Annotated in this window: 15 protein-coding genes; 4 read left to right on the top strand and 11 right to left on the bottom strand. The window is 58.5% G+C overall.

The window, feature by feature from the left end:
* Positions 1–4 precede the first annotated feature (4 nt).
* The gene (gene cysD, locus ACNY69_RS12620) at positions 5–913 is read right to left on the bottom strand and encodes a sulfate adenylyltransferase subunit CysD (RefSeq protein ID WP_111141637.1); all 909 of its coding nucleotides are present in this window, start codon (positions 911–913) and stop codon (positions 5–7) included.
* Positions 914–922: 9 nt separating this feature from the next.
* Positions 923–2,338, bottom strand: coding sequence for a siroheme synthase CysG (cysG, locus tag ACNY69_RS12615; RefSeq protein WP_111141635.1), 1,416 nt, complete (start codon positions 2,336–2,338; stop codon positions 923–925).
* Positions 2,339–2,704: 366 nt separating this feature from the next.
* On the opposite strand from cysG, the gene ACNY69_RS12610 reads away from it, so the two are divergent.
* Complete coding sequence (locus tag ACNY69_RS12610; RefSeq protein ID WP_111141633.1) at positions 2,705–3,718, top strand: aminopeptidase; 1,014 nt, start codon at positions 2,705–2,707, stop codon at positions 3,716–3,718.
* A gap of 9 nt (positions 3,719–3,727) precedes the next feature.
* Entirely contained in the window at positions 3,728–4,012 is a 285-nt protein-coding gene (locus tag ACNY69_RS12605; RefSeq protein ID WP_418798553.1) for a YciI family protein, read from the top strand.
* 71 nt (positions 4,013–4,083) lie between these two features.
* On the opposite strand, the gene ACNY69_RS12600 is transcribed toward ACNY69_RS12605, so the two are convergent.
* From ACNY69_RS12600 to cysJ, 3 genes are read right to left on the bottom strand one after another with little or no spacing between them, the layout of a single operon-like run.
* Positions 4,084–4,818, bottom strand: coding sequence for a phosphoadenylyl-sulfate reductase (locus tag ACNY69_RS12600; protein ID WP_288474539.1), 735 nt, complete (start codon positions 4,816–4,818; stop codon positions 4,084–4,086).
* Entirely contained in the window at positions 4,815–6,536 is a 1,722-nt protein-coding gene (cysI, locus tag ACNY69_RS12595; RefSeq protein WP_111141627.1) for an assimilatory sulfite reductase (NADPH) hemoprotein subunit, read from the bottom strand. The genes ACNY69_RS12600 and cysI overlap by 4 nt, the downstream gene beginning before the upstream one ends.
* Entirely contained in the window at positions 6,536–8,341 is a 1,806-nt protein-coding gene (gene cysJ / locus ACNY69_RS12590; protein WP_418798551.1) for an NADPH-dependent assimilatory sulfite reductase flavoprotein subunit, read from the bottom strand. Before cysJ ends, cysI begins: the two co-directional genes overlap by 1 nt.
* Before the next feature lie 298 nt (positions 8,342–8,639).
* Here cysJ and queD point away from each other — a divergent pair, with 298 nt between their 5' ends.
* On the top strand, positions 8,640–8,999 hold the full coding sequence (gene queD / locus ACNY69_RS12585; RefSeq protein ID WP_128086326.1) for a 6-carboxytetrahydropterin synthase QueD: 360 nt from the start codon (positions 8,640–8,642) through the stop codon (positions 8,997–8,999).
* 88 nt (positions 9,000–9,087) lie between these two features.
* Here the strand turns inward: queD and queE are convergent, their stop codons facing one another.
* The 6 genes from queE to rlmD form a co-directional block, all read right to left on the bottom strand.
* The gene (queE, locus tag ACNY69_RS12580; RefSeq protein ID WP_293770360.1) at positions 9,088–9,759 is read right to left on the bottom strand and encodes a 7-carboxy-7-deazaguanine synthase QueE; all 672 of its coding nucleotides are present in this window, start codon (positions 9,757–9,759) and stop codon (positions 9,088–9,090) included.
* A 313-nt stretch (positions 9,760–10,072) separates the two neighbouring features.
* Positions 10,073–11,368 (bottom strand): phosphopyruvate hydratase, encoded by a 1,296-nt coding sequence (gene eno, locus ACNY69_RS12575; RefSeq protein ID WP_111141425.1) that lies wholly within the window; start codon positions 11,366–11,368, stop codon positions 10,073–10,075.
* A 76-nt stretch (positions 11,369–11,444) separates the two neighbouring features.
* Positions 11,445–13,082, bottom strand: a complete 1,638-nt coding sequence (gene pyrG, locus ACNY69_RS12570; RefSeq protein ID WP_010248572.1) for a glutamine hydrolyzing CTP synthase — start codon at positions 13,080–13,082, stop codon at positions 11,445–11,447.
* A 229-nt stretch (positions 13,083–13,311) separates the two neighbouring features.
* Positions 13,312–14,100, bottom strand: a complete 789-nt coding sequence (gene mazG / locus ACNY69_RS12565; protein ID WP_111141426.1) for a nucleoside triphosphate pyrophosphohydrolase — start codon at positions 14,098–14,100, stop codon at positions 13,312–13,314.
* Positions 14,101–14,240: 140 nt separating this feature from the next.
* A complete protein-coding gene (gene relA, locus ACNY69_RS12560; protein ID WP_111141427.1) occupies positions 14,241–16,472 on the bottom strand; it encodes a GTP diphosphokinase in 2,232 nt (743 codons plus the stop codon).
* Positions 16,473–16,501: 29 nt separating this feature from the next.
* Complete coding sequence (rlmD, locus tag ACNY69_RS12555) at positions 16,502–17,818, bottom strand: 23S rRNA (uracil(1939)-C(5))-methyltransferase RlmD (protein ID WP_418798547.1); 1,317 nt, start codon at positions 17,816–17,818, stop codon at positions 16,502–16,504.
* 92 nt (positions 17,819–17,910) lie between these two features.
* On the opposite strand from rlmD, the gene barA reads away from it, so the two are divergent.
* Positions 17,911–20,640 carry a two-component sensor histidine kinase BarA gene (gene barA, locus ACNY69_RS12550; protein WP_293770366.1) on the top strand — a complete coding sequence of 910 codons (2,730 nt, stop codon included), beginning with the start codon at positions 17,911–17,913 and terminating at the stop codon, positions 20,638–20,640.
* The last annotated feature ends 52 nt before the right edge of the window (positions 20,641–20,692 follow it).

The raw sequence follows: 20,692 nt of genomic DNA, 5'->3' as shown, positions 1-20,692 counted from the left end.
CTCCTTAGAAATAACCCTGACGTTTTTTCAGTTCCATCGAACCGGACTGATCGCGATCGATCACGCGGCCCTGACGCTCGCTGGTGGTGGAAACCAGCATCTCTTCGATGATCTCCGGCAGCGTCTGCGCCTCCGACTCTACGGCGCCGGTCAGCGGCCAGCAGCCCAGCGTACGGAAACGCACCATCCGTTCGGTGATCTCCTCGCCCGGCTGCAGGTTGATGCGATCGTCATCGATCATCATCAGCATGCCATCACGCTCCAGCACCGGACGCGGTGCGGCGAGATAGAGCGGCACGATCTCGATGTTTTCCAGGAAGATGTACTGCCAGATATCCAGTTCGGTCCAGTTCGACAGCGGGAAGACGCGAATGCTTTCGCCTTTGTTGATCTGACCGTTGTAGTTGTGCCACAGCTCAGGACGCTGGTTTTTCGGGTCCCAGCGGTGGAAACGGTCGCGGAAGGAGTAGATACGCTCTTTCGCGCGAGACTTCTCTTCGTCACGACGTGCGCCGCCAAAGGCCGCATCAAAACCATATTTGTTCAGCGCCTGCTTCAGCCCTTCGGTCTTCATGATGTCCGTGTGTTTGGCACTGCCGTGGACAAAGGGGTTGATCCCCATCGCCACGCCTTCCGGGTTGCGGTGAACCAGCAGCTCTGCGCCCATCGCCTTCACGGTGCGGTCACGGAATTCGTACATTTCACGGAATTTCCAGCCGGTATCCACATGCAGCAGCGGGAATGGCAGCGTGCCGGGGTAGAAGGCTTTGCGCGCCAGATGCAGCATGACGGACGAATCTTTACCGATGGAATACATCATCACCGGATTGCTGAACTCCGCCGCCACTTCGCGAATGATATGGATACTCTCCGCCTCCAGCTGACGCAGATGAGTGAGTCGTTTTTGGTCCATGATTTTCCCTCAAGCCAGATTGACAACGGCGGACTCGCGAGTCCCCTGCTGTGCCGAATGTTTAAACCAGGCGAGTTGCCCGTGCAGATTGACCACCTCTCCAATCACCAGCAGCGCCGGAGTGGGTGCTGAGGCGGCCAGCGCCTCAAGTTGTTCTAAGGTGCCGGTCAGCACCTGCTGATCCTGGCGGGTACCGCGGCTGATGACCGCTACCGGCGTGGATGGCGCACGACCGTGCGTGATTAACGCTTCGCTGATCGCGGCCGCCTTCACGGTACCCATATAGATCGCCAGCGTCTGACGCGCACGCGCCAGCGATGGCCAGTCGATGTCATGCCCGTCCGGGCGGCAGTGACCGGTGATAAACATTACGCTCTGCGCGTAGTCGCGATGCGTCAGCGGAATACCGGCATAGGCCGTTGCGCCTGCGGCGGCCGTAACGCCCGGCACCACCTGGAAGGGAACACCCGCCTGCTGTGCCGCCTGCAGCTCTTCGCCACCGCGGCCAAAGATAAAGGGATCTCCCCCCTTGAGCCGCACGACCCGCTTACCCTTAAGCGCCAGGGAAACCAGCAGCTGGTTGATCTCGTCCTGCGGCAGCGTATGGGCGCTGGCGCGTTTGCCGACGCAGATGCGGTCGGCATCGCGGCGCACCAGATCCAGCACCTCTTCACTGACCAGATGGTCATACAGCACCACGTCGGCCAGCTGCATCACCTGCAGCCCGCGCAGCGTCAGCAGGCCGCTGTCGCCCGGGCCCGCGCCCACCAGGAAGATCTCGCCCTGACGGGTGGGTTCGGCCTGAAGTTCACGATCCAGCGTCTGTTTCGCCTCTTCCACATTGCCGGCGGACATCTGGCTGGCAAACTGCCCCTCAAAGGCGCGTTCCCAGAAGCGGCGACGGTCAGACATGCGGCTGAAGCGCTGTTTGACCTTATCGCGCCAGAGTCCGGCCACCTCCGCCATCTGTCCCAGACTGGCGGGCAGCAGCGTTTCGATTTTTTCGCGCAGCATACGGGCCAGCACCGGTGCGGTGCCGCTGGAGGAGATCGCCACCACCAGTGGTGAGCGGTCAACAATCGAAGGGAAGATAAAGGTGCATTTCGGCTGGTCATCGACCACGTTGACCAGCTTATGCCGCGCATTAGCGGCTTCGAAAACCCGGGTATTGAGTGCGTTATCGTCGGTGGCGGCAATCACCAGAAAGACGTTATCCAGCTGGGCCGGATCAAATTCTGTCGCCACCCACTCCAGCGCCTGCTCATCCAGCAGTGCCTGCAGTTCAGGGCAGAGCTCACGGGACGCGATCTGAATATGCGCGCGCGCGCGGCGCAGCAGTTCAATTTTACGCGCCGCAATATCTCCACCGCCGACAACCAGAACCGGGCGGCCAGAGAGATCGGCAAAAAGAGGCAGATAGTTCACGTTAACCCTGATGTTTTAACTTTGTATTAACGGGACTATACGTCGCGGGGTTCAGGCAGATGAAATTACGAATTGGAATGAGTAGTTACCGAATGGAATAAAGCCCCCGCAAAGCACAGAACAAATTGATCTTAAGAGATGAAATTTAATGGCTTTTTCGTGAAACGGTTCACAGATTCAGGCGCCCCGGCGCCTGGCCAAAAGCAGATAAGTGCCAGCAGTAATAGCACGCCGTGCTGAGCGGCGGCCTCAGCGCCCGAATCCACTCACCAGATAGCGGAACAAAAGGAGTATAATGCGTCCGGCGTGACGGGCCGTGACCCGCACACAGCACGGCTCCCGGATAACGAAAAAAAAGGATGCACTATGTTTTGTTCCCTCCGCTTGAGGGTAGCGACAGTTTTGTTTGGCGCACTCATTTCTCCGCTGGCGCTGGCGCTGCCAGCCGGTCAGTTTGCCGAGCAGCAGGTCCGGCACATCGCCACCCTCTTCCCCGGCCGGATGAGCGGCAGCCCGGCGGAGCTGATGGCAGCGGACTATCTGCAGCAGCAATTCTCCGCACTGGGTTATCAGACTAATACCCGGCAGTTCAACACCGGCTACAGGTGGCAGGAGGATGACGGCACGCAGCGCTGGCATAAGCTCACGGCCACCTCGGTCATTGCCGCACGCGCAGGCAGCGTGCCGCAGGAAATCCTGATCGTGGCGCATCTCGATACCTGGACGCCGCAAAACAGCAGTCAGGCCCGCCGCAACCTGGGCGGCTTACGCCTGCAGGGTGTCGATGATAACGCCTCGGGCCTGGGGGTGATGCTGGAGCTGGCCCAGCAGCTGAGCCATAAACCGCTGCACTACGGCATACGCTTTGTGGCGCTGAGCGCCGGGGAGTCGGACCTGCACGGTATGGACGATTATGTTGCGCGGATGAGCGCGCGTGAAAAGAAAAACACGCTGCTGGTGATCGATCTGAACAGCCTGATCACCGGCGATCATCTCTATTTCAACAGCGGCATGAACACGCCACGCGTCGTGCGCAAGCAGACCAGCGAACGCGCGCTGGTGCTGGCGCGTCAGCAGGGTATCCCGGCGGCCAGCTATCAGATCAGCCACAACGATTTTAAAGGCCCGAATGCCTTTGACCGGGCGGGCTTCCCGCTGCTGGATGTGACCGCCAGCAACCGGGCGCTGGGTAACAAAGATGGCGGTATCCAGCGTCATCGCAGCCGTCACTTTCCGGATGGCGTCACCCGTCATCAGACCGATCTGGATAACCTGAGCTATCTTGACCGCTGGCTGCCGGGCCAGATAGCGTTGCGAACCCGCGACAGCGTGCGCGTGCTGCTGCCGCTGATCAGCGAACTGGCCAACCCCAAAGTGTAAGGATCTGACATGTACGTGGTCTTTCTGAACTATGTTCGTCCGGTTGAGGAGGTGGAAGCCCTGCTGGCCCCCCATATTGACTGGCTTGACCGCTATTTTGCGACAGAGGTGTTTATCGCGGCAGGCCGCAAAGATCCGCGCACCGGCGGTATGCTGCTGGTCAGGGATATCGAACGGGAGCGGCTGGATGCGATTCTGGCGGAAGATCCGTTTGTCGCCGTGGCGCAGTATGAGGTGACGAAGGTTAATGTGACCCGGTCAGCGGACGCCTTTGCCGCACTAAGCGGGATTTAGCGGCGAACGGCCATGCGTCGGGCGCAGGGCCGTTCAGGGCTTCTCTCCCGTAGCGGGAGAGAAGCGCAGCATCACCCTTCGTGCAGGCCGCACTCGCGTTTCAGCCCGAAGAAGCGCGTCTCCTCCTCTGCCATACCCGGTTCCCACTTGCGGGTGGTATGGGTATCGCCCACGGAGAGATAGCCCTCATCCCACAGCGGATGGTACTTCAGCTTGTGCTGCTCCAGATACTGATGAATCTGACGGTTGTCCCAGTCGATGATCGGCAGCAGCTTAAAGACGCCACGCTGCACGCCCAGCACCGGCAGATTGGCCCGGCTGCCGGACTGATCGCGGCGTAAGCCGGCAAACCAGGTCTGCGCACCCAGCGTCTCCAGCGCGCGGTTCATCGGCTCAACCTTGTTGATCTCGTTATATTTCTCAATCCCCTCTACGCCCTGCTCCCACAGTTTGCCGTAGCGCGCTTCCTGCCAGGCCGGTGAGGTGTCGGCGCGGAAAACTTTGAGGTTGAGATTGAGCTGGTCGGCCAGCTCATCAATAAAACGATAGGTCTCCGGGAAGAGATAGCCAGTGTCCGTCAGGATCACCGGGATATCGGGCTGCTGACGCGTCACCAGATGCAGCGACACCGCGGCCTGAATCCCGAAGCTGGACGAGAGCACATAGGCACCCGGCAGATTCTCCAGCGCCCAGCTGACCCGCTCTTCCGCTGAGGCTTTCTCCAGCTGCGCATTGGTCGCGGCCAGCGCCATTGCGCGCTGGACCTTAGACATCGCATTCAGTGCGGCGAGGTCGGGCTGACTCATTTTGCTTCCTCCCAGAAATCGCGTGCCGGGTCCAGCACCGGCGCAACAATGCCTGCGCGGATGGTGAAGTCACCAAAGCCTTCCGCGGCCTGGCGTTCGGTGGCCCAGCGTCCCACCAGCTCATCAATGGTGGCGAGAATTTCGCTTTCGTTAATGTTTTCCCGATACATACGGGGGATGCGCGTCCCGATGCGGTTACCGCCCAGGTGCAGGTTGTAACGCCCCGGCGCTTTACCCACCAGGCCCAGCTCTGCCAGCATGGCACGGCCACAGCCGTTAGGACAACCGGTGACGCGTAACACAATGTGCTCATCACCCACACCATGCGCATGCATAATCTCTTCGACTTTGGTCACGAACGCAGGCAGGAAGCGCTCAGCTTCCGCCATCGCCAGCGGACAGGTCGGGAAGGCCACACAGGCCATGGAGTTTTCACGCTGCGGCGTCACCTGCTCCATCAGACCATGTTCACGGGCAATCGCTTCAATCGTCGCTTTTTCACTTTCCGGCACGCCTGCCACAATCAGGTTCTGGTTGGCGGTCAGGCGGAAATCGCCCTGATGGATTTTCGCAATTTCCGCAATCCCGCTTTTCAGCGGACGGCCCGGATAGTCGAGCAGGCGGCCGTTTTCGATAAACAGCGTCAGGTGCCATTTATTGTCGATGCCTTTAATCCAGCCAATGCGATCGCCACGGGTGGTGAACTCATAGGGGCGGATCGGTTCAAAGGTCACGCCTGCGCGCTTCTCGACTTCCGCTTTAAAGGTTTCGACGCCAACGCGCTCCAGAGTGTATTTGGTCTTAGCGTTTTTACGATCGGTACGGTTACCCCAGTCGCGCTGCGTCGTGACGACCGCGGCGGCCACATCCAGGATCTTCTCTGCCGGGAAGTAGCCAAACTCACTGGCGGTGCGGGCATACGTAGCTTTGTTGCCGTGCTCAATTGACAGCCCGCCACCGACCAGCAGGTTAAAGCCTGTCAGCCTGCCCTGCTCGGCAACGGCGACAAAGTTCAGATCGTTGGCGTGCAGATCCACATCGTTATGCGGCGGGATCACGACGGTCGTTTTGAATTTACGCGGCAGATAAGTTTCGCCGAGGATCGGCTCCTCATCGGTGGTCGCGACTTTTTCCTGATCCCACCAGATCTCCGCATAGGCGCGGGTGCGCGGCAGCAGATGCTCAGAGAGCTTCTTCGCCCACTCATACGCTTCCTGATGCAGCTCTGACTCCACCGGGTTTGAGGTACAGAGCACGTTACGGTTCACGTCGTTGGCGGTCGCCAGCGCATCCAGCCCCACTTCGTGCAGCATCTGGTGCGTCGGCTTCACGTTCTTCTTCAGAATACCGTGGAACTGAAAGGTCTGACGGTTCGTCAGACGGATGCTGCCATAAATCGTTTTATCGGTGGCGAATTTGTCGATAGCCAGCCACTGCGTTGGCGTAATGATGCCGCCCGGCAGACGGCAGCGCAGCATCATGGCGTGACGCGGCTCCAGCTTCTGCTCAGCGCGCTCGGCACGGATATCGCGGTCATCCTGCTGGTACATGCCGTGAAAACGGATTAGCAGGAAGTTATCACCGGTAAAGCCGCCGGTCAGGCCCTCTTCCAGATCTTCTTTAATAGTGCCACGCAGATAGTTGCTCTGCTTCTTCAGACGCTCGGCATCTGACAGTTTGCCTTCTACAACCAGCGGTCCAGGGTGTTTATCGCTCATTAGTAAACGTCTCGCTGATAACGGCGCTCAATGCGCAGCTCACTTAAAAATTCGTCGGCCGCTTCACGATCCATTCCGCCGTGTTCGACCACCACATCCAGCAGTGCCTGCTCGACGTCTTTTGCCATACGATTTGCGTCACCGCATACGTAAAGGTGTGCGCCCTCTTCAATCCAGCGCCACACTTCCGCCCCTTTCGCGCGGATCTTATCCTGAACGTAAATCTTTTCGGCCTGATCGCGTGACCAGGCGAGGTCGATGTGGGTCAGCAGACCATCCTTCACATATTTCTGCCACTCCACCTGATAGAGGAAGTCCTCCGTGAAGTGCGGATTACCAAAGAATAGCCAGTTTTTACCGCTGGCACCGTCGTTGTCGCGCTGCTGCATAAAGGCGCGGAACGGGGCGATGCCGGTGCCCGGGCCGATCATGATCACGGGTGCATCCGGATTGGCTGGCAGGCGGAAATTGTCGTTGTGTTCGATAAAGACGCGGACCTCGCCCTCTTCTTCGATGCGATCGGCCAGCCAGGTGGAGGCCCCGCCGCCGCGCTGACGACCTTCGATATCGAAGCGAACGGCACTGACGGTGATGTGCACTTCGCTGTCGGTTTCCGCCTGGGATGAGGCGATAGAGTAGAGTCGCGGCGTCAGCGGACGCAGCAGCGTGGTCAGCTGTTCAGCGGTAAGTTCAGCCGGGGCCAGACGCACCATATCCACGATCGGATAGCGCTGCGCATACTGCTGCAGGCGCGCTTTATCATCCACCAGCGACAGCAGCTCCGCATCTTTCGACAGCTGAGCATACTGCGCTACGATCTGTGCGGTGTTCACCGTCAGTTCAAAATGTTTCTGCAGCGCCTCTGCCAGCGGCAGCGTGACACCATTCACCGCGACCGGCTCATCGCCTTTCAGCCAGACCAGTTCCAGCAGTTCGCTGACCAGCGCCGCATCGTTTTCATACCAGACGCCCAGCGCATCGCCAGGCTGGTAGCGCAGACCCGAGTCGCCCAGATCGATTTCGATATGGCGCACATCTTTGTCGGAATCACGGCCGGTGATCTTCTGGTTCACCGCCAGGCTTGCGCTGAGCGGTGACTCTTTGCTGTAAGGGCTGGTGGTGACTTCGTTGACGCTGCCTGCGGCGGTCGCCGTCGCCTGGGCGGGCGATTCGGCGGGCACCCGCTGTTTCAGGATCGCCGTCAGCGCGCTGCGCCAGGCGATGGCCTGATCCGCATACTCGACATCGGCATCGACCCGATCCAGCAGACGCTCGGCGCCCAGCTCGGCCAGGCGGCTGTCGAAATCCTTGCCTGCCTGACTGAAGAATTCGTAGGAGGTATCGCCCAGGCCAAAGACGGCAAAGGCCGCACCCTCCATTTTTGGTGCCTTCTTCGACATCAGGAATTTATGCAGCGCCACCGCCTCTTCCGGCGGCTCGCCTTCACCCTGGGTGGAGGTCACGACGACCAGCAGCTTCTCCTGGCCAATCTGTTTGAACTTGTAATCCCCGGCATTCACCAGGCTGACGTTCAGCTTCGCGGCCAGCAGGTCATCGCGCAGCTGCTCAGCCAGTCGGCGGGCATTGCCCGTCTGCGAGGCGGAGAGCAGCGTAATGGCTGGCGCTTCGACCGCGGCGGGTGGAGGGCTGGCGACGGCGCTGCCCGGGGTCTGTTCCACCCGGCCCCAGAAATAGCCTGACAGCCACGCCAGTTGAGTCGGGGAATAATCTGTCGTCGCCGCCTGTAAGCGGGCGAGTTGTTCCGGGGAGAGCGGAAGCATTGAACCAGGTGCCTGAGTCGTCATCGCGTAAAAAATTCCAGTATCAGAAGTCCGGACCGTAAATGGCGGAAGAGTACGTAGGTTACCGGGCTGTATATTAACGATTAAATACACCTTCGACATATCAAATAACCAAAATGACTAAGTGGTTTTCCAGATAGGCCTAATCGCTAAAAGTGGTAATTAAAGCGGTGATATATCAGTTAATTAGCTGGGCACCCGCAGGCGGTGCGGCGGGAATAGAGACGCTTTGTGCTATGCGGGTGCGAAAAAAGCGCTAATCAGGTAGAATCCAGCGGTTTTTAAATGTCTGAGAACCACTATGTCTACCACCCTGTTTAAAGAGTTCCAGTTCGAAGCCGCGCACCATTTACCGAATGTGCCGGCCGGACACAAATGTGGCCGTCTGCACGGTCACTCGTTCCTGGTTCGTCTGGAGATCACCGGCGAAGTGGATGCGCATACCGGCTGGGTAATGGATTTTGCTGAATTAAAAGCGGCGTTTAAGCCGGTCTATGATCGGCTGGATCACTACTACCTGAATGAGATTCCCGGCCTGGAAAATCCCACCAGCGAAGTGCTGGCCAGATGGATCTGGGATCAGATGAAGCCGCAGCTGCCGCTGTTAACCGCGGTTATGATCAAAGAAACCTGCACTGCAGGCTGCGTTTACCGCGGCTAACCCTGTCGGATCGAAGTTTTCGATCCGACACGTCCCCTCTCCGCTTCCGCTCACCTTAGGTTTAGCTCCCCGGCGCGCTGCCGCAGGGTCAGGCAATATTGAGATATTTGTGGGTCTGCATCGACAGACGCCAGTTGCGGGCAATGCAGGTTTCAATGCAGAGCCGGGTGGCATCCTCTTTGCGGCTGATCGGCTGTAACGCGATGATGCGCGCTTTGGCATCCTTGACGCCTGCCAGCAGCTGATCCAGCGCTTCCACATCCCGCTCGCGGGCGACCGGATGTTTGATCTCATCGGCCCGGCTCAGCGCCTGATCCAGCACGTCGTAGCCACCGCGCATGTTGACCTTTGGCGAGACGGTAACCCAGGTCTGTTCGGAACAGTGGATCGCATGCGTGCCGCTGGTTTCGATCTGACACTGAAAACCCTGCTCTTCCAGGGCTGTGGTCAACGGACGCAGGTCGTAGATCGCCGGTTCACCGCCGGTGATGACTACATGCCGGGCCGTCCAGCCCTGCTCTGCGATGGCGCGCAGCAGCGTCGTCGCGTCGGCGTCGCCCCAGGCGTCGCTTTCCACCGTTTTAATCAGAATATCGCCCAGCGACGTTTCCCGATCTGCCCGCTTTTCCCAGGTATGTTTGGTATCGCACCAGCTGCAGCCTACCGGGCATCCCTGCAGGCGAATGAAGATAGCAGGCACGCCGGTGTAATAGCCTTCGCCCTGCAGCGTCTGGAACATTTCGTTAATCGGGTAGAACATTTTTTACTCACCTGGAGAAATCGGGGCGCTGATTATGGCAGATTTGCCGCGCAGCTCAACCACGCGTCGTGCTTTTTCTCTGCGCCGGGCAGAACAGAGAAAGGCGCGTTAAGACGACTGACAGGCGCAAAACGCAGCGGAGGGAGAGGCGTTCTGCGCAGGGAACTGGGCGGGCGGGCAGAGAGGCCGGGTCTGGCCGTTTGCTGCCGGGCCGACGCCTTCGCATCGGTAAGCCGCCGCCAACAAAAAGCCCCGCACGGGGCGGGGCTTTCAGCATCTGTGATGCCGCGTGAAGCGACATCAGCAGGGGTCATTACTGACCTTTAACTTCTTTCAGACCGTTGAATGGCGCTTTAGAACCCAGCGCTTCTTCGATACGGATCAGCTGGTTGTACTTAGCAACACGGTCAGAACGGCTCATTGAACCGGTTTTGATCTGGCCTGCAGCCGTACCGACCGCCAGGTCAGCGATGGTCGCATCTTCGGTTTCGCCTGAACGGTGAGAGATCACAGCGGTGTAGCCTGCATCTTTCGCCATTTTGATCGCAGCCAGGGTTTCGGTCAGAGAACCGATCTGGTTGAACTTGATCAGGATGGAGTTAGCGATACCTTTTTCGATACCTTCTTTCAGGATTTTGGTGTTGGTGACGAACAGGTCGTCACCCACCAGCTGGATTTTGTCGCCCAGAACTTTGGTCTGGTAGGCGAAGCCATCCCAGTCAGATTCGTCCAGGCCATCTTCGATAGAGACGATCGGATACTGTTTAGTCAGATCTTCCAGGAAGTGGGTGAACTCTTCTGAAGTGAAAGCTTTACCGCCTTCACCGGCCAGAACGTATTTGCCATCTTTGTAGAACTCAGATGCCGCACAGTCCATCGCCAGGGTGATATCTTTGCCCAGCTCGTAGCCTGCAGCTTTTACCGCTTCTGCGATAACGGCCAGCGCTTCGGCGTTGGAACCCAGGTTTGGCGCGTAGCCACCTTCGTCACCAACAGCGGTGCTCATGCCTTTGCTTTTCAGCACTTTTGCCAGGTTGTGGAACACTTCAGAACCCATGCGGATGGCTTCTTTCACGTTTGCCGCGCCAACCGGCTGGATCATGAACTCCTGGATGTCGACGTTGTTGTCGGCATGTTCGCCGCCGTTGATGATGTTCATCATTGGCAGTGGCATAGAGTATTTGCCTGGGGTGCCGTTCAGTTCAGCGATGTGCTCATACAGCGCCTGGCCTTTAGAGGCTGCAGCGGCTTTCGCGGCGGCCAGTGAAACGGCCAGAATGGCGTTAGCACCGAAGTTAGATTTGTTCTCAGTACCGTCCAGGTCGATCATGATCTTATCGATGTTCGCCTGATCTTTCGCGTCTTTGCCTTTTACCGCTTCAGCAATCGGACCGTTTACTGCAGCAACGGCTTTAGTTACGCCTTTGCCCAGGAAACGTGATTTGTCACCGTCACGCAGTTCCAGCGCTTCGCGTGAACCGGTAGAGGCACCTGATGGCGCAGCGGCCAGGCCAACAAAACCGCCTTCCAGATGCACTTCAGCTTCAACAGTCGGGTTACCACGTGAGTCGATAATTTCGCGACCGATGACTTTTACGATTTTGGACATTACGATTTTCCTCAGTACAAGTTAGTCAATCCTAAGACAAGCAACGCGCGAAAAGTTCGCGCGCTGCCTGTGAAACTTACTTCGCTAAACGCTTCTGATGCTCATGCGCGGCTTTCACAAAGCCGGCAAACAACGGATGGCCATCGCGTGGGGTCGAGGTAAACTCCGGGTGGAACTGGCAGGCTACAAACCAGGGGTGGTTCGGGATCTCAATGATCTCGACCAGCTGATCGTCGCCAGAACGACCCGCCACACGCAGACCGGCTGCTTCAATCTGCTTTAACAGCATATTGTTGACTTCATAGCGGTGACGATGGCGCTCAACGATGGTATCAGAGCCGTAGAGCTGGCGAACCTGGCTGCCCGGCGTTAACTGACACTGCTGGCTGCCCAGACGCATGGTGCCGCCCAGATCGCTCTGCTCGCTGCGGACTTCGACGTTGCCATCTTCGTCACGCCATTCGGTGATTAACGCCACCACCGGGTATTTACAGTCTGGCACAAATTCCGTGGAGTTGGCGCCCGGCATCCCGGCGACGTTGCGGGCGAACTCCATCAGCGCGACCTGCATGCCCAGGCAGATGCCGAGGTAAGGCACGTTGTTTTCACGGGCGTACTGCGCGGTCATCAGCTTGCCTTCCACCCCACGGTAACCGAAGCCACCCGGGATCAGAATCGCATCCAGATCTTTCAGTAATTCGACACCGCGTGATTCAACATCCTGCGAATCGATCAGCTTGATGTTGACGGTCACCCGGTTTTTCAGGCCGCCATGCTTCAGCGCTTCAATCACAGATTTGTAGGCGTCAGGCAGCTCAACATATTTGCCCACCATACCGATGGTGACTTCACCGCCCGGATTGGCTTCTTCGTAAATCACCTGCTCCCACTCGGCCAGGTTGGCTTCCGGTGCGTTCAGATTGAAACGCTTGCAGATGTAGTCATCCAGGCCCTGTGATTTCAGCATGCCTGGGATCTTGTAGATGGAATCCACGTCTTTCAGCGAGATTACCGCTTTTTCAGGGACGTTACAGAACAGGGCGATTTTGGCGCGTTCGTTGGCCGGAACGGCACGATCGGAACGGCAAATCAGCACGTCAGGCTGGATACCAATCGACAGCAGCTCTTTTACCGAGTGCTGGGTCGGTTTGGTTTTCACTTCACCCGCCGCCGCCATGTAAGGCACCAGTGTCAGGTGCATATACATTGTGTGTTCGCGACCCACATCAACGGCCATCTGGCGAATCGCTTCCAGGAACGGCAGCGATTCGATATCCCCTACCGTGCCGCCGATTTCGACCAGCACCACATCATGACCTTCGCCGCCTTCAATGATGCGCTCTTTAATGGCGTTGGTGATGTGCGGGATAACCTGAATGGTGGCGCCCAGATAGTCGCCACGACGCTCTTTGCGCAGGACTTCGGAGTAGATGCGGCCAGTGGTGAAGTTGTTACGGCGCGACATTTTGGTACGGATGAAGCGCTCATAGTGACCCAAATCCAGATCGGTTTCGGCGCCGTCGTCGGTGACGAACACTTCACCGTGCTGTGTCGGGCTCATGGTGCCTGGATCCACGTTGATATACGGGTCCAGCTTCATGATGGTCACGTTCAGACCACGGGCTTCGAGAATGGCTGCGAGGGAGGCTGCGGCAATGCCTTTACCCAGAGAGGAAACGACCCCGCCGGTCACAAAAATATAATTCGTTGTCATGCTGAACCTGAGAGTTTAGGTTTAAAGACGGTGGAATAACCAGGACGGGAAAACAGTATACTGGAAACCGCTATCAGCCACAATTGATGAATCACAGCCATCCTCCAACGCATTGCTACGGCTAACATAGCGGATAGCCGTTGCCTAAATGTTGACGTGCGTCACAAAGTTGCCTCCGCGCTGAATCGAGTAAGCTCGAACGGCGACTTTATGCACAGCGCTGGAATAATCAGCGCTTCTCGTCTGATTTCACCTGCTGCCAGGCGGCTTCCATCTGCTCCAGCGTGGCGCCCGGCATCGCCAGCCCCTGGGCTACGATGATCGCCTCGACCTGGCGGAAGCGGCGCTCAAATTTGTCGTTGGCTTTCTGCAGCGCGGTTTCCGCTTTACTGCCCAGATGCCGCGACAGGTTCACGGTCGCGAACAGCAGGTCGCCGATCTCCTCCTCCAGCTTCTCACTGTCCACCACGCTCTGCTGCGCCTCGTGCATCACCTCATCGATCTCTTCATGCACCTTCGCCACCACCGGCCCCAGCGTGCTCCAGTCGAAGCCGACGTTGTGGCAGCGTTTCTGAATCTTGTGGGCGCGCATCAGCGCGGGCAACGCTTTCGGGATATCGTCCAGCGCCGAGTGCTGGGCTTTGTCCGCCCGTTCAGCGGTTTTAATCGCTTCCCAGTTTTTCAGCACCTCATCGCTGGTTTCAGCCATGGCATCGCCGAAGATGTGCGGATGACGGCGCTCCAGCTTGTCGCTGATGGCGTGACAGATATCTTCAAAGTTGAAGCGATCCTGTTCGTTCGCCATCTGCGCATAGAACACCACCTGAAACAGCAGATCGCCCAGCTCACCGCGCAGATCGTCAAAATCTTCGCGCTGAATGGCATCCAGCACTTCATAGGTCTCTTCCAGCGTGTAGGGGGCGATGGAGGCGAAGGTCTGTTCGCGATCCCACGGACAGCCCTGCTGCGGGTCGCGCAGGGTTTTCATGATGCCAAGCAGGCGATCAATAGCGTTCATTTCAGGCGGGTCCTTAACGTGTCAGATCGGGGGCGAAGCGCGAGGCGGCGAGAGCCGGACGCTGAATCGCGTCCGGCTCTCAGGCAGAGCAGATAACACCCGCGCAACCTCGTCCAGCCGGTTGCTCCGCTGGCTGCCACTCAGTGCAGGCGACGGGCGTCAATGATATCAGAGACCTGATTCAGGCGCGCAAGCACCCGCCCCAGGACCTGATGGTTGTAGATCTCGATATCCATGTCGATGGTCGCCAGCTGCTTGCGGGTATCGCTGCGGCTTGAGACGCCCAGAACATTGACTTTCTCGTTGGCGAGAATCGTCGTGATATCGCGCAGCAGACCGCTGCGATCGTTGGCGGTGACGCGCACCACCAGCGAGTAGCCGCTGGAGTAGCTTTCGCCCCACACCGCATCGACAATACGCTCCGGTGCATGGGAGATAAGCTCCGCCAGCTGGTCACAGTCGGCGCGGTGAATTGAGATCCCGCGCCCCTGGGTGATAAAACCGACGATGTCATCACCGGGGATCGGCTGGCAGCAGCGGGCGATGTGGTGCATCAGATTGCCCACGCCCTCTACCACGACACGCCCGCTCTCTTTGCGGGCCGAAGGGGTATGCGCTTTCTGGGTCAGCTGACGCAACGCTTCGCGATCTTCCTCTTCGGCGCTTGGCTTGTTCAGCTTCGCCTGCAGGAAGTTGACCATCTGGTTCAGGCGGATATCGCCGCCGCCGATCGCCGCCAGCAGCTCCTCCAGCGAGGTCACGTTGTAGCGCGGCAGCAGCAGTTTTTCCGCTTCGCGCAGGCTGATATCCAGCTGATTCAGTTCGTTGTCCAGAATCTGACGGCCGGCGACAATGTTTTTGTCGCGATCCTGCTTGCGGAACCAGTTATGGATCTTCGACCGCCCACGGCTGGTGGTGATATAGCCCAGATTCGGATTGAGCCAGTCGCGGCTTGGATTCGGCTGCTTTTGCGTGATGACTTCGACCTGGTCGCCCATCTGCAACTGATAGGTGAACGGTACGATGCGGCCACCGATTTTTGCACCGATGCAGCGGTGCCCGATGTCGCTGTGAATGTGGTAGGCAAAGTCGAGCGGGGTCGATCCCGCCGGCAGATCCACCACGTCGCCTTTCGGGGTAAAGACGTAGACCCGGTCATCAAACACCTGACTGCGGACCTCTTCCAGCAGCTCGCCGGAGTCGGCCATCTCCTCCTGCCAGCTGATAAGCTTACGCAGCCAGGCGATCCGCTCTTCGTGACCGGCGGCGCCGCGCGCGCTGCTGGAGGTCGGCCCCTCTTTATATTTCCAGTGCGCCGCCACGCCCAGTTCGGCATCTTCATGCATCTGGCGGGTACGGATCTGGATCTCCACCGTTTTGCCCTGCGGTCCTAACACCACGGTGTGGATCGACTGATAGCCATTGGGCTTCGGGTTGGCGACGTAGTCGTCGAACTCGCTCGGCAGATGGCGATAGAGCGTATGCACCGTACCCAGCGCGCCGTAGCAATCCTGCAGGCGGTCAGCCACGATGCGCACCGCCCGCACGTCAAACAGCTCGTCGAAGGCCAGCGACTTCTTCTGCATCTTGCGCCAGATGCTGTAGATATGTTTCGGACGGCCATAGACTTCGGCGCGGACGCCCTCTTTGGCCATCTCTTTACGCAGGTTATTGACGAAGTTTTCGATGTACTGCTCACGGTCGATCCGCCGCTCATGCAGGAGCTTCGCGATGCGCTTATATTCGTCGGGATGGAGGTAACGGAAGCAGTAATCTTCCAGCTCCCATTTGAGCTGGCCGATCCCCAGCCGGTTAGCCAGGGGCGCATAGATATTGGTGCTCTCTTTGGCGGCCAGCACCCGCTCATCTTCCGGCGCATCTTTCATTTCGCGCAGGTTCATGATGCGTTCGGCCAGCTTCAGCACCACGCAGCGGAAATCTTCCACCATCGCCAGCAGCATACGGCGGACATTATCCACCTGTTCAGACGCCATGGAGTCGTTATGGATGGCTTTCAGCTGACGGATAGCGTCCATGTCGCGCACGCCATGGACCAGCGAGACGATGCCTTTGCCGACGGCAGTTTCCAGCTCCTCTTCACTGACCACTTCATCGTTAGCCAGCGGGAAGATCAGCGCCGCACAGAGGCTTTCGATATCCATGCTGAGCATCGAGAGGATTTCTACCATCTCAATACCGCGCCACAGCAGCAGCGACTGATCGGGATGGTCCTGCGTCTGCGCTTCGCAGTAGCGCCATGTCTCAGCAAGGCGTTGACATGATTGCGGGTTGGCAATACCGAGACTGGCGATCCACTGGTCGAGGGCGAAATCCCCCTCAGTATTTAAATGCGCACTTCTGACCGCAACCATAACCTCTCCTGCACAACGACATACATCGCTTATGTTTTTCTGAACAGCACCATGGATTCGAGATGGCGGGTATGTGGGAACATATCCAGCATCGCGACCCTTTCCAATTGGTAGCCCGCCGACAGCAATGTCTGGCTGTCACGGGCGAGCGTTGTCGGATTACACGAAACATAGACCACGCGTTCTGGTGCAAGTTTAACCACATGCGCCATTACGCCCGCAGCCCCGGCGCGTGCCGGATCGAGTAATACCTTGTTAAATCCCTGTGCCGCCCACGGCTGGCGCGACACTTCTTCTTCCAGGTTATGCTGAAAGAAACTGACATTTTTAAGATTATTCAAATCAGCATTATACGCTGCCTGCCGCACTAATGCTGCAATCCCCTCCACACCTACGACATTTTGTACGAAGATTCCTATAGGAAGTGTGAAGTTTCCCATACCGCAAAAGAGATCCAGCACCCGGTCTTGCGGCTGCAGATCGAGCCAGCTTATGGCCGTCGCCACCATCTGCTGATTCACGCCATCGTTAACCTGAATAAAATCCTGTGGACTAAAGGTTAGCTTAAGCTGATGCGCATGATAAAACGGCGTGGTCGCCTGTAACGCGGTCAGCGTTTCATCGCCCGCGTCCAGGAACAGCATCAGCTGGTGCTCATGCGAAAAGCGTTCCAGTTTTTCACGATCGTCCGCATGGAGCGCATCAAGATGGCGCAGGATCATCAGCGGGCCATTGTCCGCCAGCACCAGCTCCACATGACCGAGCCGCCGCACCGCCCGCAGCCCGCTAAGGCAGTGGTGCAGCGGAACCAGTAATACCTCAAGTTCGGGCACCAGAACGGGGCAATGCTGCACATCGACCAGATCGTTGCTGGACGCCTGACGGAATCCCATCTGCAACCGCTGCGCCTTGTTGTGCCACTGCAGGCCCAGCCGGGCGCGGCGGCGATAGCCCCAGGGCGCCCCGGCGATCACCTCATCGACCGGTACTTCCCGGGCGGCGGCCTGGCTCAGCATCCGGCTCAGCGCCTGAACCTTGCTCTGATGCTGGAGCGCCACCTCCGCATGTTGCTGCTGGCAGCCGCCGCAGCGTTCATAGTGCGGACAGGGCGGCGTCACACGCGCCGGGCTGCGGCTGAGCAGTTGTGTCACTTTCGCCCGGGCAAATTGACGTTTATCCTCTGTCAGCGTGACCTCCGCCTGTTCACCCGGCAGAGCGCCCGTGACAAACAGGGCTTTGCCCTTGTGGCGCGCCACGCCCTGCCCGAACGGGTCGAGCTCATCGATGGTGACGGTGATGCGCTGTTGCGTCGTCGCGCGCTGTTTTGCAACGTAAAATTGCGCCATAGTGTTCTTCTTTCTCTTTATCGATACGGCCTGCAGAGTGTCACCGACAGCCTGCACAGGGACGTTAATGCCGGAGTAGCCAGGCGACTATTATGACCAAATACAGCCTGCGGGCGCGAATGATGATTTTAATTCTGGCACCTGTGCTGATGGTTGGCCTGCTGCTCAGCTCATTTTTTGTGGTGCACCGCTACAATGAGCTACAGCGTCAGGTTATTGATGCCGGAGCCAACATCATCGAACCGCTGGCAATCTCCAGCGAATACAGCATGACCTGGCACAACCGGGATGCCATGCGTGAACTGGTCAGCCTGCTGCACCGCCGCCATTCGGGGATCGTCCGGGCGATCTCGGTGTTTGATAACCATAATCAGCTCTACGCCACCTCCAATCACAAGCAGAACCTCAGCCTGCAGCAGCAGTCTGATATCCGCACGCTGACCGATGATGTCTCGATGGAGCGTCACGGCACTCTGCTGATTCTGCGCACCCCGATTACCAGCGAGCGCTACGACGCGGATGAGTTACCCGATGAAGATGCCAAACCCTCAGGCAATCCGCTGGGCTATGTGGCGATAGAGCTGGACCTGCAGTCTGTGCGCCTCCAGCAGTATAAAGAGGTGTTTGTCGCCACGCTGATGCTGCTCTTCTGTCTCTGTCTCGCAATGCTGTTTGCCTATCGCCTGATGCGCGACGTCACGGGGCCGATCCGCAATATGGTCACCACCGTTGACCGCATCCGGCGCGGCCAGCTTGACAGCCGCGTAGAGGGCTACATGCTGGGTGAACTCAGTATTCTGAAGAACGGCATTAATGCGATGGCGATGTCGCTGACCGCCTATCACGAGGAGATGCAGCACAATATCGACCAGGCGACTTACGATCTGCGGGAAACGCTGGAGCAGCTGGAGATTCAGAACGTGGAGCTGGATCTGGCGAAGAAGCGCGCTCAGGAAGCGGCGCGCATCAAGTCGGAGTTTCTGGCCAATATGTCGCATGAGCTGCGAACGCCGCTGAACGGGGTACTGGGCTTTACCCGGCAGATGCTGAAAACCCAGCTGCGCGCGACCCAGCGCGACTACATGCAGACCATAGAACGCTCGGCCAATAATCTGCTCAGTATTATTAACGACGTGCTCGACTTTTCGAAACTGGAGGCGGGCAAGCTGATGCTGGAGGCGATCCCCTTCCCGCTGCGCGCCACGCTGGATGAAACCCTGGTGCTGCTCGCACCTTCGGCGCATGAAAAGGGGCTGGAGCTGACGGTAGTCTGCGACAGCAGCGTGCCGGATAACGTGATTGGTGATGCGCTGCGCCTGCAGCAGATCCTGATTAACCTGATCGGCAACGCGATTAAATTTACCGAACAGGGGTATGTGGGCCTGCGCGTCGGGCAGCGTGTGATCACCCAGTCGCGGGTCGAGCTGGAGATCCAGGTGGAGGACAGCGGCATCGGCATCTCTGAGCAGCAGCAGACGCAGCTGTTCCAGGCGTTCCGTCAGGCGGATGCCAGCATTTCACGCCGCCACGGCGGAACCGGGCTGGGGCTGGTCATCACGCAGAAACTGGTGCGGGAGATGGGCGGCGATATCACCTTCAGCAGCCAGCCGGATCAGGGATCGACCTTTGTAATTCGTGTGCAGCTCGATCTCAACCCGAATGCGCCGGGTATGCCTCGCGTGCTGGACGCGCTGTCGCATGCGCGCATCGCCTATGTAGAGGCGGACGCTATCGTAGCCAGTGCGGCGCTGGAGATGCTGAGCGCCACACCGCTGCAGATCGACTACAGCGAAACGCTGGAGGGATTAAAAGAGGCGCACTATCCGCTGCTGCTGATGGCGATGCCGGTCGATGTCAGCCAGCCTGAACTGCTCAGTGAGAGAAGGATCAATGCGCTGCTGGAGCGGGCAGATAACGTACTGATGGCGCTGCCGAGTCCGATGATGCTGCTGGCCGATGAGCTGAAAGTGCGCGGCATTGATGGCTGCATCGCGAAGCCGATCTCCCTGACGCGCCTGCTGCCCATGTTGCTGGATCTGCACACCCGTCAGATGAGCGAACTGCCGCTCTCTCCCCGTCTGCCGCTGACGGTGATGGCGGTGGATGATAACCCCGCCAACCTCAAGCTGATTGGCGCGCTGCTGGAGGAGCAGGTGCAGAATATCCTGCTGTGCAGCAACGCCGAACACGCCATCCGGGAAGCCCGTCAGCATGCGCTGGATGTCATCCTGATGGATATTCAGATGCCTGACATCGATGGCATCCGCGCCAGCGAAATCATCCGCACCCTGCCGCATCATGCCAGTACGCCGATCGTGGCGGTCACTGCGCACGCCATCGATGGTGAACGTGAGCAGTTGATCAAGGCCGGCATGAACGACTATCTCGCCAAGCCCATCGATGAGAGCAAGTTAAGACAGCTGCTGGCGCGCTATACGCCGCCGCCGGTCGTACCTGTGCCGGAACTGCCGGCCATATTACCGACGCTGGACTGGCAACTGGCGCTGCGACAGGCGGCCAATAAGCCTGATCTGGCGCGCGATCTGCTGCGTATGCTGCTGGAGTTTTTACCGGAAGTGCATGCGAAGATCGCGCAGTTTATGGCGGACAATGACGTCAGCGCCCTGCGCGAGATCATTCACAAACTGCATGGCAGTGCCAGCTACAGCGGCGTGCCGCGCATGAAGCAGCTTTGTCACCAGCTGGAGAGAGAGCTGCCTGAGGTCAGCGATATCGTGGCGCTGGAACCGGAACTGCTGGAGTTGCAGGATGAGATGGAGAACGTCGCCAGAGAAGCCCGGCAGCTGCTGGGAATAGCGTAAGGCCGGGTACGTTCGGGGCCGCAGACGCGGCCCCGTTCCCCTGCGGAAGAGA

The sequence above is a fragment of the Pantoea graminicola genome, from assembly GCF_048452665.1.
Classification (GTDB): Bacteria; Pseudomonadota; Gammaproteobacteria; order Enterobacterales; family Enterobacteriaceae; genus Pantoea.
Note: the sequence above shows the minus strand (reverse complement) of the source record. Positions and strands in the feature narration are given on the sequence as shown.